This window comes from Marinobacter sp. ST-43 (assembly GCF_030541085.1).
GTDB classification, from domain to species: domain Bacteria; phylum Pseudomonadota; class Gammaproteobacteria; order Pseudomonadales; family Oleiphilaceae; genus Marinobacter; species Marinobacter nauticus.
Window position 1 is genome coordinate 37,537 of the sequence record NZ_JASSVO010000005.1, and the last position, 11,923, is coordinate 49,459.

The window sequence follows — 11,923 nt, forward strand, 5'->3', positions numbered from 1 at the left end:
ATCAGAGGGAGCCCCAGAACGAGTGAACCCCATGCCAAAAACCGGCTTAATTTTGTTCAGGGGCTTGACATTCGCGCTAAAGGTGGCCGATGATGCCGTTGCCCGGCGAACAGTTGTTCCCACTCTCTGGCTTCGGCATTTAATATCCGGCTTCCATCTACACCGGTTGCTCCATCTGCCAGCACCTTTGTTTCATTTTTGATTCGATCAACACGTTCAGGGGCGCCCCTGTCATTCCAACAGTCGTTTACTTCCATTCCTGAAAATCCAACAAACTATGAATCTTACTGAACTCAAGCAGAAATCCGTGCCCGAATTGCTCGATATCGCGCAAGAAATGGGCCTCGACAACCTGGCTCGTTCGCGCAAACAGGATGTGATCTTCACCATCCTGAAAAAACACGCCAAAAGCGGCGAAGACATATACGGTGACGGTGTACTGGAGATTCTGCAGGATGGTTTCGGCTTCCTCCGCTCCGCCGATGCCTCATACCTGGCCGGGCCGGACGATATTTACGTTTCCCCCAGCCAGATCCGCCGGTTCAACCTGCGCACCGGTGACACCATCTCGGGCAAGATCCGGCCCCCGAAAGACGGTGAGCGTTACTTTGCCCTGCTGAAAGTCAACGAGATCAACTTTGACAAGCCGGATAACGCCCGCAACAAGATTCTGTTCGAGAACCTGACGCCGCTGTTCCCGGATGAGCGTCTGACGCTTGAAGCTGGTAACGGCAGCACTGAGGATCTCTCCTCACGGGTTCTGGACCTGGTGGCGCCCATTGGTAAGGGGCAGCGAGGCCTGATCGTATCCCCGCCCAAGGCCGGTAAGACGCTGCTGATGCAGAGCATTGCCCAGTCCATCACCCGTAACAATCCAGAGTGCCATGTAATGGTTCTGCTGATTGACGAGCGGCCAGAGGAAGTGACCGAGATGCAGCGCACTGTGCGCGGCGAAGTCATCGCCTCCACTTTTGACGAGCCGCCGGCCCGTCACGTGCAGGTGGCCGAGATGGTGATCGAAAAGGCCAAGCGCCTGGTCGAGCACAAGAAAGATGTGGTTATTCTGCTGGACTCCATAACCCGTCTGGCCCGTGCCTACAATACGGTCATTCCTTCCTCCGGTAAGGTGTTGACCGGTGGTGTTGATGCCCACGCCCTGGAAAAGCCCAAGCGTTTCTTCGGTGCTGCCCGTAATGTGGAAGAAGGTGGCAGCCTGACCATTCTTGCGACCGCGCTGGTGAATACCGGTTCCAAGATGGACGAGGTGATCTACGAGGAGTTCAAGGGCACCGGCAACATGGAGATCCATCTGGATCGCAAGATTGCCGAAAAACGGACATACCCGGCCATCAACATCCGCAGCTCCGGCACTCGCCGCGAAGACCTGTTGATGTCCGAAGCCGACATCCAGCGTGTGTGGATTCTGCGCAAACTACTGCACTCCATGGACGACGATACCGCCGCCATCGAGTTCCTGCTGGATAAACTCAGGGACACCAAGACCAACGACGAGTTCTTCCAGTCCATGAAGCGTCGGTGATACTGACTCCGATTTCCGACCGGCGGGCATTCTTATGGAATGTCCGGCTGGTCGGGGCGGATTCCCTCCCCAGCATTCAAGCTGCTCAGGCCAATACCTGAACTCAGGTCTGAATCCAGACCAGAAAAAACTCCGTAGTACCGTAGACCAGAAACGGAGCACACCATGAAATACAACGACCTTCGGGACTTTGTCAGCCAGCTGGAAAAGCTGGGTGAGCTCAAGCGCATTACTGCCGAAGTTGACCCCCACCTGGAAATGACCGAAATCTGCGACCGCACCCTGCGTGCCGGTGGTCCGGCGTTGTTGTTCGAGAATCCGAAAGGCTACGATATGCCGGTGTTGGCCAACCTGTTCGGAACACCGAAACGGGTGGCACTGGGCATGGGGCAGGACGATGTGGCAGCGTTGCGGGAGATTGGCAAGCTGCTGGCGTTTCTGAAAGAGCCGGATCCCCCCAAGGGCTTCAAGGACGCCATTGAAAAACTGCCATTATTCCGGCAGGTCATGCGCATGAGCCCCAAGGTGTTGCGCTCGGCACCCTGCCAGGATGTAGTGATTGAAAAAGACAAGGTGGATCTGTACCAGATACCGGTCCAGCACTGCTGGCCGGGTGACGCCGGTCCTCTGGTGACCTGGCCGCTGGTGATTACCCGTGGCCCCAACAAGGAACGTCAGAACCTGGGTATCTACCGGCAGCAGGTGATTGGTCGTAACCGTCTGATTATGCGCTGGCTCAGCCATCGGGGGGGCGCCCTGGATTACCAGGAGTTCCGTAAGGCCAACCCGGACAAGCCCTATCCGGTTGCGGTCGCACTGGGTGCTGATCCGGCCACCATTCTGGGTGCCGTTACCCCGGTGCCGGATACGCTGTCTGAATATGCTTTTGCAGGATTGCTGCGAGGGAGTCGAACGGAACTGGTGAATGCGGGCCTGAGCGATCTTCAGGTACCGGCCAGTGCCGAGATTGTACTGGAAGGCTTTATCTACCCGGACGATATGGCGCCGGAAGGGCCGTTTGGTGATCACACCGGGTATTACAACGAAGTGGATCAGTTCCCGGTGTTTACCGTGGAACGCATTACCCACCGCCGGGATCCGATCTATCACAGCACCTATACTGGCCGGCCACCGGACGAGCCGGCGATTCTCGGAGTGGCGCTGAACGAGGTGTTCATTCCAATCCTGCAGAAGCAGTTTCCGGAAATTGTCGATTTCTATCTGCCGCCGGAAGGCTGTTCCTACCGGCTTGCCGTCGTCACCATGAAGAAGCAGTATCCCGGCCATGCCAAACGGGTGATGATGGGGGTATGGTCATTTCTGCGGCAATTCATGTACACCAAGTTTGTGATTGTCACCGATGACGACGTCAATGCCCGTAACTGGGAAGACGTGATCTGGGCCATTACTACGCGGATGGATCCGGCCCGGGACACCACCCTGGTGGAAAACACCCCGATTGACTATCTGGACTTTGCCTCGCCGGTGTCTGGGCTCGGCTCGAAGATGGGGATGGACGCCACCAACAAGTGGCCCGGAGAGACCGACCGGGAGTGGGGCACTGCCATCGCCATGACCGATGAGGTTAAACAGCGGGTGGATGACATCTGGGACAGCCTGGGGATTGAAATTCCCGGTGCCCGCCCCGACTGACAAGGGGGCAGAGAGTGTTTCGGATACGCCTGCAGCCATCGGGGCTTGGTTATGGTGCGGATCAGGCTGAAGACCTGTTGTCTGCAGCGACCGCAGCCGGAATACGGGTGCCGGCAGCCTGCCGAAACGGCGTGTGCGAAATCTGTGAGGCCCGGTTGCTGAAAGGTCGGGCGCTGAATACCCGAAATCAACATTCTATCGCGGTTGGCGAGCCACTGATGATGTGTCGGACACGGCCGCTCGCCGACCTTGAACTGGAGATACCCGCCGTTATGGCATCAGGAAATTACCAGCCCCGCCAGTACCAGGCGAAGGTAATCGACGTACGTTCCATCAGTCACGATGTGTACCGGGTGGCCTTGCAGCTTCCCCGGCGGAGGGATGTGGCTTTCCATGCCGGGCAGTATCTGTCGGTGATTCTGCCCGGAGCTGACCCCTGCTATTTCTCGATTGCCAGCAGCCCCTCAGCAGAGCAGATCGAACTGCACATCCAGGCTTCGCCCGACTGGATCTCGGCCCAGAAAGTCATCGATGTGCTGACTTCCGGCCAGGATGTGACGGTGGAACTGCCCCATGGCAAGGCCTGCCTGGCCAGTATGCCGGACAAACCCCTGCTGCTGGTGGCGGCGGGTACCGGTTTTGCTCAGATGAAAAGCCTGGTGGATTACCTGCGGGAAACCCGTTACCAGAAGCCAGTCAAACTGTTCTGGGGCGTGCGCAAGCACGAGGACATGTACCTGCGTTCTCTCGCGCAGCAGTGGCAGGAGGAGTGGGCGCCGTTCAGCTTTTTGCCGGTGGTGGGAGACGATGAAGACAATGACTGGGGCGGTCACCACGACCAACTGGTCAGGGCTGTGCTGGCTTCAGGGTTCGATTGGCAGGACGTGGAAGTTCATGCCAGTGGCTCGCCCACCATGGTGTATACCCTGATGGATGCGCTGGTGGAGGCTGGCCTTCCGGAGCAGGCCTTTTTCTCGGATGTTCTGGAGTATGCTCCCCGCAGCTGACAGTTTCAGTGGGCGCTATCAACAAGGGCCGGCAATTTGCCGGCCCTTGTTGTTTGTCTGAATCAAAGACTGCGAAGTCTCAGGCCCGGGGCATGGGCAGGTCGGGCAGGCCATGGTCGGTTTCCAGCCCCTGCATCAGCAGCTTGATGCTGGCTTCTTCCTCGCCCATATGGGCATTCAGCCGGCTCAGCTCCGCGAGGGTTTCACGATTACGGCGTAATTTCAGACTGGTTTCAAAGTACTCCCGTGCTTTTCCCCACAGCTCATTACGCAGGCTGAGCCGGCCCAGTGCCAGCAACAGCTCGGGGTTGTTGGTGCGATGTTTCAGCCACTGTTCGGCAATCAATAGCTGTTCCTCCGGATCCTGACCCTGAATCCGGCCATACAGGTTGATCAGCTCGTCGCTCCAGTGGTTACGCAGTACCTTTCTCAGCAGCGTTTCTGCCTGGGCCTCATCACCCAGTCCCGCCAGCAGTCGGGCGTAGTCGCGGATGGTGTACTCATCCCGGCGCACAAAGCCCGGCAGTTCGTCCCACAGGCGAGTCAGCGGTTCCAGGCTGGCTTCGGGGTTTTCCTTGCGGCTGCGTTGGCATTCCTCGGCGGCCTGTTCCAGCAGGTTTTGCCAGACCTGACGTTCCAGCTCGTTCAGTTCGCTCTCTGGCACCACGCTGCGCTTGCGCAGTTCCGGAATAAGACGGGACAGCTCGCGCCAGTCCTCCAGACGCAGATAGGCGTTCTTCAGCAGCTTGAGGACAAACGGGTGATGTGGAGATTCCTTGCGTAGGCGCAGCAGGGTCGCCAAAGCCTGCTCGGGCCGGTTGCCGGCCAGTTGCAGCTGGGCCTGGGTCAACCCCACCGCCATGCTGGAGCCAGGTGTGCTTTCAAAGGCCTTGCGCAGCAGTTCATCGACCGCTTCATGGTCGCCGGACTCGAACGCGGCCTGGGCCGCCGCGAGATAGTTGATCAGGGGGGTATCGGCATGGCTGGCGGAGCTGGTCAGCAGTTTGCGGGCGCGGGGCCAGTTGCCTTCGGCCAGAGCCAGGAGGCCTCGTGTGGTCCGGCGCCGGGCCCGGCGCTCATTACCGCGGGCAATCCAACCCGCCATCACACCGGTGCCCTGGCGGAAGCGGCGCACCGTGTTGATGAGGGTGACGGTCAGCAGGATGATCACCAGAATCAGCCCCAACCCGACCCAGAAATTGGTTTCAATCAGGTAGTTGCCCAGGCTGATGCGGATATAGCCCAGGTCGTAGGTCAACCCCAGGGAAAGCCCGGTGCCCACCAGAAGGGCAAGCAGCAGGATCAGCAATACGCGGATCATGACTCATCGCCCCCGTTGGCCGCCTTGCTGTCGGCATCGTTGTCGCCTGTGGCCAGGCGCCCCGCCAACCGCTCCTTCAGCAGGCTCAGGGACTGGCTGATATCCGGCAGTTCGGGGTCTACGTTGCGCTCGGCCAGTTCGTTCAGGGTCTCGTTGAGCCCGCGAATGGCCGGGTTGGTGCCGTCATACCAGTCGTTGATGGTGGTGATGGCCTTGTTCAGAGCGCGTTCATACAGTGGCTGATTGCCCCGCAAGACCGCCATTTCAGCTTCTTCCAGCATCAGTTGCAGGTTGAGACGGGCCCAGGCGCTCTGGTCCGGAGACAACAGGGGTTTTACCGGTTCGTCCATCCGGCGGATCACAACGACTTCCTTGAGGGTGCCCAGGAACCGGTTCCAGCCTCTGGTGAACATGTTGCTGCCGTCAGACGGCGCATTCTGGTCTTCGACCATGTCGAATCCCGGCGCCTGATCACTGATCAGGGCCTGGTCGGTGAGATCGTTGACGCTGGCGATGGCAGCCTCCAGTCTCAGGTATAGCCCGGTGCGGTCGACACCCTGAATGCCTCTCAAGGACTGGATTTCCCGTGCCAGTTGCTGGCGTACCGGATAAACCCCGATATCGTCGGATTCCCGCAACACCTCGTCGGCCGATTCCAGGGCGGACAGTGAACCGCGGATGTCTTTTTCAATCAGCAGGCGCTGGTTGGCAATACGCAGCAGATATTCGGCTTCCGCCAGCAGCCAGTCGGTGCGGGTGCGGTTGCCGGCTTCCAGCAATTCGCGGGCGGTGTGATCGATCTGGCGTTGCTGGGTGGCAATCAGCTCCCGCTGTTCCGCCACGCGGTTTTCCAGTGCCTGAAGCCGCTCGCTCTGTTCGCTGCCGCGGTTGCCGTAAAGGCTTTCCAGCTGGTTGGTATCCTGCCGGAGGTCCTGAACCACCTGCAGGGTGGCCTGGTGCTTCTGCCACTGTTGCCAGTTCCAGAGCCCAAGGGCAATCGCCAGAATCAGCGCGAGAACCGCCACAATCCACACTGGCCACAAGCGTGGGCGTTCTGGCCTGGCGGGTTGTACGGGAGCGGGGAGTTGTTTTGTTGTTTCAGTCACGGGCATCCTTACTTGGTTATCCGTTGTCACCGGCCTCCTGCGACAGGCAGGAAGCAACACTGATGACCAGGTCGTCATCGTTCAGGCTACCGGGCACCAGTGGCTTGCGGAAGCCCAGCGCGCGCGCCTGTTCCGCTACACGCTCCGCAGGTACTACGATTATGTCGGGCGTCAGAGCCAATTGGTATCTGTGGCCCAGCTCCACCAGATTGTTCAGGGTTTCGCCGGAAAGCGCAATCACCACCTCGGGGTGGAAGTCGGCAACCAGAGCCTTCACCTGTTTTGCAGAATAGTACGGCAGCACGCGCCGGTACAGGGGCAGGGCGGTAATCCGTGCGCCCCGTTGCGCCAGGGTCTCACGAATCAGTTCCCGGCCATGCTCGCCCCGAGCCAGCAGCACTTTCTCTCCGTCAATGCTCTGCAGTGATGGCAGCGCCAGCAACGCCTCGCTGGTCCAGCCTTCGGCAGGCATTCTCGGTTTCAGGCCATGTTCGCGAAAAACCGCGGCGGTGCCGGCTCCCACGCCGTACCATTGCAGGCCGGCGGGAAGTTGAGGCCACCAGTGGTCGATTTCCTCCATCAGCCGGCGGGCGGCATAGGGGCTGACCGCGATGATGTGGGAAAAGTTGTCCAGCTGCTGCAGGATGCCGCGCTGCTCCGGTGTTTCCGGTAAAGGCTCGCGCGCCATCATCGGCATCACCCGGGCATCGGCACCGGCCTTGCGAAAGGCCTCGGCGAGGCGGCTGGCTTCGGGCTCGGGCCGGCAGATCAATACACGCCGGCCCTGGAGTTCAGACGGTTGCTGAAACTCAGCGTGGGGTGTGGCCATAGATTTCAGCCAGCACCTTGTCGGCCCCCATGGACAGCAGCTGTTCTGCCAGTTCACGGCCCAGGCGTTCACCTTCGGCGCGCGGGGCACGGCCTTCCACCCGAAAAATCTGGGTACCATCGACTGCGCCAACCAGGCCCCGCAGCCACAGGGTGTTATCGTCTTCCAGCAGGGCATAGGCGGCAATGGGCACCTGGCAACCGCCTTCAAGGCGACGGTTCAGCGCCCGCTCAGCGCTGACGCGGTCCCAGGTGTCGGTGTGATTGAGCGGGTCAATCAGCTCCAGAAGTTCCGTGTCACCGACCCGGCATTCGATGCCCAAAGCACCCTGGCCAACGGCTGGCAGGGAAAACGTGTCTGGCAGACAGTAACGGATACGGTCGTGGAAGCCGAGACGCTTCAGGCCGGAGCTGGCCAGTACAATGGCGTCGTATTCACCGGCATCGAGTTTCGCCAACCGGGTATTCACGTTGCCACGCAGTACCTTGATCTGAAGATCCGGGCGGTTGGCCCGCAGCTGGGCTTCCCGACGCAGGCTGGCGGTGCCTACTACCGCGCCCTCAGGCAGCTGGTCGATGTGTTCATACTGATTGCTGACGAAGGCATCGGTGGGGTCTTCACGCTCGCAAATGGCGACCAGCCCCAGGCCCTCGGGGAATTCCATGGGCACGTCTTTCATGGAATGCACGGCCAGATCGGCACGGCCGTCCAGCATGGCTTCTTCGAGCTCCTTCACGAACAGGCCCTTGCCGCCGATCTTGGCCAGGGGGACGTCCAGGATCTTGTCGCCCTGGGTCTTGATCTTGATCAGTTCAACGTCAACGTTGTCATGCAGCCTTTCCAGCTCGGCCTTGATGAATTCCGCCTGCCACAGCGCCAGTGCGCTGCTGCGGGTTGCAATGCGAAGGGTACGTTTGGACATGTCACTCACTGTCGTTCGGGAAAATGTGCCCCAAGGTTACCTTGTGGCAGAAAAAAAGTCCCGCGGTGAACCCCCGCCTACCCCCTCAGGGGGAGGGTTGGTGTTCGTGTAACCATTGGCGGACCGTGCTGGCATGGCGGCGGCTGACCGGCAGCAGGGTGGCATTGCCTTTCAGTGCCAGCTGATTCTGGCCATCGGACGACCGCCGCAGCCCCTGGATAAAGCGCACGCCAACCAGTGTGTGTCGGTGGATGCGCAGAAGGTGATCCGGGTAAGCCTGCTCCAGTTCTTTCAGGGTGTAGTCGCACACTGTCTCGCCGTGGCTGTGGTGCAGAGTCACGTACTTCTGGTCGGCCTCACAGTAGTACAGATCTGCCAGGTCGATCAGTTCGGTACCTCGGTGCGTGCGCACCGCCAGTTGGTCGTTACCGGCATCGGTACTTTGCGCCAGGGCTTGCCTCTGTACCCGGTTCAGCTTGCCGGCCCGGGCCAGAGCATCGGCCAGCGCCTCACGCCGGACCGGTTTGAGCAGATAGGCGACGGCGCGAACCTCGAACGCCTGGATGGCATAGTGGTCATAGGCGGTACAAAAAATCACTGCGGGCGGATTGTGGAGATTGCTGAGCTGGTCGGCTGCTTCCATGCCATCCATGCCGGGCATACGGATGTCCAGCAGCAGGATATCCGGTTCCAGTTCGGCCACTTTGCGCAAGGTGTCGTTGCCATCCACCGCTTCGCCACAAACCCGGTAATCCGGCAGGGCTTCCAGCAGGCGCTGAATGCGCTGGCGGGCGAGGGGTTCGTCATCGGCAATCAGTACGCGTTTGCTGTCTTCGGTATTCATGGCCTGTTTCGTGACTGACGGTTGCTGGTGTTGATGCTGCGCCGGGGCAGGCGAAGGGTGACGGTGTAGGTATTGCCCTGGCGACTGTGTTTGAGCACGGCCGGTTCGCCAAACAGTGCCTGTAGTCTGGCCTGGGTGTTACTCAGCGCGACCCGGTTGCCCTGATGCTGGCGTTCCGTAGATTCCGGCGCGGGATTCTGCACCAGAAGGTAGACAAAGTGATCCTTGGCCGATACTTCGACCCGGACGACACCGCCTTCCGGCCGCGGCTGGATGCCGTGATAGATGGCATTTTCCACCAGCGGCTGCAGTGTCAGGGGTGGTATTACCTGTTGCCCAAGCCCGGGTTGAATATCCCACTCCAGCTGCAGGCGTTCCCCCAGTCTCAGAGACTCAATCGCCAGGTAACGCTGGCACAGTTCCAGCTCACGGTTCAGGGGAATAAGCTGGTCGTCGGTGCGCAGGCTGGCCCGGAACAGTTCCGACAGATCCAGCACCGCTTCTTCCGCCTGCTCCGGATTGGAGGCAATCAGGCTGGCAATGGTGTTCATGCTGTTAAACAGAAAGTGTGGCTGGATCCGGGCCTGCAAGGAGGTCAGCCGGGCCTGCATTTCCGCCTCTCGCTGTTGCTGCCACTGGTGCTGAAGGTAAAAATAACGCAGCACCATCAGGACGATCAGCAATGCCAGTAACAGCTTTTTGGCAATGCCGTGCCAGAGTGCCACGCCTGGCTGCGGGTGCAATACGCTGTCGGCAAACAGGCTGAATGCCAGTACGTCCAGCAAGACAATGGTGACGATGGTCAGTGTGGCGCGGCTGTTGCTCAAACGAGCCAGGCGGGGGCGCAACAGACAGATCAGTGCGGCGCTGGTGAGGGTGGTCCATTGCACGAACAGGGACAGCAGACCGAAGTAGTTCCAGTCGATCCAGCTATTCTGTGCCTGCAGGATGGCCAGCACCAGAACCAGAAGTTCGCTGGTAATCAGTAGCATGAACACAGCCCGCACGCGACACAGATCGGGCACGTAGAAGCTGTCGGTGTCCTTGTGGTTCATGCCTTTGTCGGGTTTCAGGGGAGTCTCCTTAACCGGGGCCGGAATGCTATACTGCCGCAACTTTTAACTTATCCATTGCCGGCATGATGATGCCGGGCTGTCAGCAGGAAAGATAGACCATGACGGATCAGAAAAAGTCTGACCAGACCACATCCTCCGAAAAACCCTGGGGTGGCCGCTTCAGCGAGCCTACCGATGCCTTTGTTGAACGCTTCACCGCCTCGGTGGGCTTCGACCAGCGCCTGTATCATCATGATATTACCGGCTCCATCGCCCATGCCACCATGTTGGCGAAGGTGGGTGTGCTGACGGACGCCGAGCGCGACCAGATCATCGACGGCCTGAAGGGCGTGAAGGAAGACATCGAAGCCGGGCGCTTCGAATGGTCCGTCAGCCTGGAAGATGTGCACATGAACATCGAAGCCCGGCTCACCGATCGCATCGGCATCACTGGCAAGAAACTGCATACCGGCCGCAGCCGGAATGATCAGGTCGCCACCGATATCCGGCTGTACCTGCGCGATGAAATCGACGTGATTGCCGAGGAACTGGCGCGCCTGCAGGCTGGCTTGCTGGACCTGGCCGAGCGCGAGGCAGACACCATTATGCCCGGCTTTACCCACCTGCAGACCGCCCAGCCGGTTACCTTTGGCCACCATTTGCTGGCCTGGTACGAAATGCTGGTGCGCGATGCCGATCGTCTGCAGGATTGCCGCAAGCGGGTGAACGTGATGCCTCTGGGGGCCGCTGCCCTGGCCGGCACCACTTACCCGATTGACCGCAATCTGACCGCCGAACTGCTGGGCTTTGACCGGCCCACTGAAAACAGCCTGGATTCGGTCTCCGACCGGGATTTCGCCATTGAATTCTGCAGTTTCGCCGCGCTGCTGATGACCCACCTGTCCCGGTTCAGTGAAGAGTTGGTGCTCTGGACCTCCGCCCAGTTCGATTTCATCGACCTGCCGGACCGGTTCTGCACCGGTTCCTCGATCATGCCCCAGAAGAAAAACCCGGATGTACCCGAGCTGGTGCGTGGCAAGACCGGCCGGGTAAACGGCCATCTGATCAGCCTGCTGACCCTGATGAAGAGCCAGCCGCTGGCCTACAACAAGGACAATCAGGAAGACAAAGAGCCGCTGTTCGACACGGTCGATACCATCAAGGGCTGCCTGAAGGCCTACGCCGACATGATCCCGGCCATCAGGGCCAAGGCCGACAACATGCGGGTAGCCGCCAAGCGGGGCTTCTCCACCGCCACGGATCTGGCTGATTACCTGGTCAAGAAAGGCGTGCCGTTCCGTGATGCCCATGAGATTGTCGGCAAGTCAGTTGCTTTCGGTGTCGCCGAAGGTCGTGACCTGTCAGACATGACGCTGGAGGAACTTCAACAGTTCTCCGATGTGATCGGCGAAGATGTGTTCGACGTGCTGACCCTGGAAGGTTCCGTGCAGGCCCGTGATCATCTGGGTGGAACTGCGCCAAACCAGGTACGTGCAGCGGTGGCCCGCGCTCGGAAAACTCTGGCATAGTCGATTGGCTGTCATGGGCGAGGCAGTTTAGAAAAAAAGTTTATGACAAAACCGTAAAGTGCGGTTTTGTCATAAATACACAATATCGGCTAGGATTGTCCGACTAACTTTACCTGC

The 11,923-nt window shown here is 59.6% G+C and carries 10 protein-coding genes; 4 read left to right on the plus strand and 6 right to left on the minus strand.

The window, feature by feature from the left end:
• The first annotated feature begins 277 nt into the window (after window positions 1-277).
• The 3 genes from rho (at window position 278) to QPL98_RS09115 (ending at window position 4,200) form a co-directional block, all read left to right on the plus strand.
• Entirely contained in the window at window positions 278-1,540 is a 1,263-nt protein-coding gene (gene rho / locus QPL98_RS09105) for a transcription termination factor Rho (RefSeq protein WP_023011768.1), read from the plus strand.
• Window positions 1,541-1,705: 165 nt separating this feature from the next.
• Window positions 1,706-3,193, plus strand: a complete 1,488-nt coding sequence (gene ubiD / locus QPL98_RS09110; protein ID WP_011784027.1) for a 4-hydroxy-3-polyprenylbenzoate decarboxylase — start codon at window positions 1,706-1,708, stop codon at window positions 3,191-3,193.
• A 14-nt stretch (window positions 3,194-3,207) separates the two neighbouring features.
• Window positions 3,208-4,200, plus strand: coding sequence for a CDP-6-deoxy-delta-3,4-glucoseen reductase (locus tag QPL98_RS09115; RefSeq protein WP_023008379.1), 993 nt, complete (start codon window positions 3,208-3,210; stop codon window positions 4,198-4,200).
• 79 nt (window positions 4,201-4,279) lie between these two features.
• Here the strand turns inward: QPL98_RS09115 and QPL98_RS09120 are convergent, their stop codons facing one another.
• The 6 genes from QPL98_RS09120 to QPL98_RS09145 all read right to left on the minus strand — a co-directional run bounded on the left by QPL98_RS09120 (window position 4,280) and on the right by QPL98_RS09145 (window position 10,337).
• A complete protein-coding gene (locus QPL98_RS09120) occupies window positions 4,280-5,521 on the minus strand; it encodes a heme biosynthesis HemY N-terminal domain-containing protein (RefSeq protein ID WP_023008378.1) in 1,242 nt (413 codons plus the stop codon).
• Window positions 5,518-6,633 (minus strand): uroporphyrinogen-III C-methyltransferase, encoded by a 1,116-nt coding sequence (locus tag QPL98_RS09125; RefSeq protein ID WP_206769614.1) that lies wholly within the window; start codon window positions 6,631-6,633, stop codon window positions 5,518-5,520. The genes QPL98_RS09120 and QPL98_RS09125 overlap by 4 nt, the downstream gene beginning before the upstream one ends.
• 10 nt (window positions 6,634-6,643) lie before the next feature.
• On the minus strand, window positions 6,644-7,456 hold the full coding sequence (locus QPL98_RS09130) for a uroporphyrinogen-III synthase (protein ID WP_041654503.1): 813 nt from the start codon (window positions 7,454-7,456) through the stop codon (window positions 6,644-6,646).
• Window positions 7,437-8,378, minus strand: coding sequence for a hydroxymethylbilane synthase (hemC, locus tag QPL98_RS09135; RefSeq protein ID WP_011784032.1), 942 nt, complete (start codon window positions 8,376-8,378; stop codon window positions 7,437-7,439). The genes QPL98_RS09130 and hemC overlap by 20 nt, the downstream gene beginning before the upstream one ends.
• An 85-nt stretch (window positions 8,379-8,463) precedes the next feature.
• A complete protein-coding gene (locus QPL98_RS09140; protein ID WP_303293122.1) occupies window positions 8,464-9,222 on the minus strand; it encodes a LytTR family DNA-binding domain-containing protein in 759 nt (252 codons plus the stop codon).
• Window positions 9,219-10,337 carry a sensor histidine kinase gene (locus QPL98_RS09145; protein WP_303293123.1) on the minus strand — a complete coding sequence of 373 codons (1,119 nt, stop codon included), beginning with the start codon at window positions 10,335-10,337 and terminating at the stop codon, window positions 9,219-9,221. The genes QPL98_RS09140 and QPL98_RS09145 overlap by 4 nt, the downstream gene beginning before the upstream one ends.
• Before the next feature lie 59 nt (window positions 10,338-10,396).
• On the opposite strand from QPL98_RS09145, the gene argH reads away from it, so the two are divergent.
• Window positions 10,397-11,806: an argininosuccinate lyase gene (gene argH, locus QPL98_RS09150; protein ID WP_023008375.1), complete on the plus strand. Its 1,410-nt coding sequence runs from the start codon at window positions 10,397-10,399 to the stop codon at window positions 11,804-11,806.
• Window positions 11,807-11,923: the final 117 nt, after the last annotated feature.

What these genes read in the sequence shown, in the direction of transcription:
- rho (WP_023011768.1), top strand. Translation starts at nt 278, where the DNA reads ATGAATCTTACTGAACTCAAGCAGAAATCCGTGCCCGAATTGCTCGAT.
- ubiD (WP_011784027.1), top strand. Translation starts at nt 1,706, where the DNA reads ATGAAATACAACGACCTTCGGGACTTTGTCAGCCAGCTGGAAAAGCTG.
- QPL98_RS09120 (WP_023008378.1), bottom strand. Translation starts at nt 5,521, where the DNA reads ATGATCCGCGTATTGCTGATCCTGCTGCTTGCCCTTCTGGTGGGCACC.
- QPL98_RS09125 (WP_206769614.1), bottom strand. Translation starts at nt 6,633, where the DNA reads ATGCCCGTGACTGAAACAACAAAACAACTCCCCGCTCCCGTACAACCC.
- QPL98_RS09130 (WP_041654503.1), bottom strand. Translation starts at nt 7,456, where the DNA reads ATGGCCACACCCCACGCTGAGTTTCAGCAACCGTCTGAACTCCAGGGC.
- hemC (WP_011784032.1), bottom strand. Translation starts at nt 8,378, where the DNA reads ATGTCCAAACGTACCCTTCGCATTGCAACCCGCAGCAGCGCACTGGCG.
- QPL98_RS09140 (WP_303293122.1), bottom strand. Translation starts at nt 9,222, where the DNA reads ATGAATACCGAAGACAGCAAACGCGTACTGATTGCCGATGACGAACCC.
- argH (WP_023008375.1), top strand. Translation starts at nt 10,397, where the DNA reads ATGACGGATCAGAAAAAGTCTGACCAGACCACATCCTCCGAAAAACCC.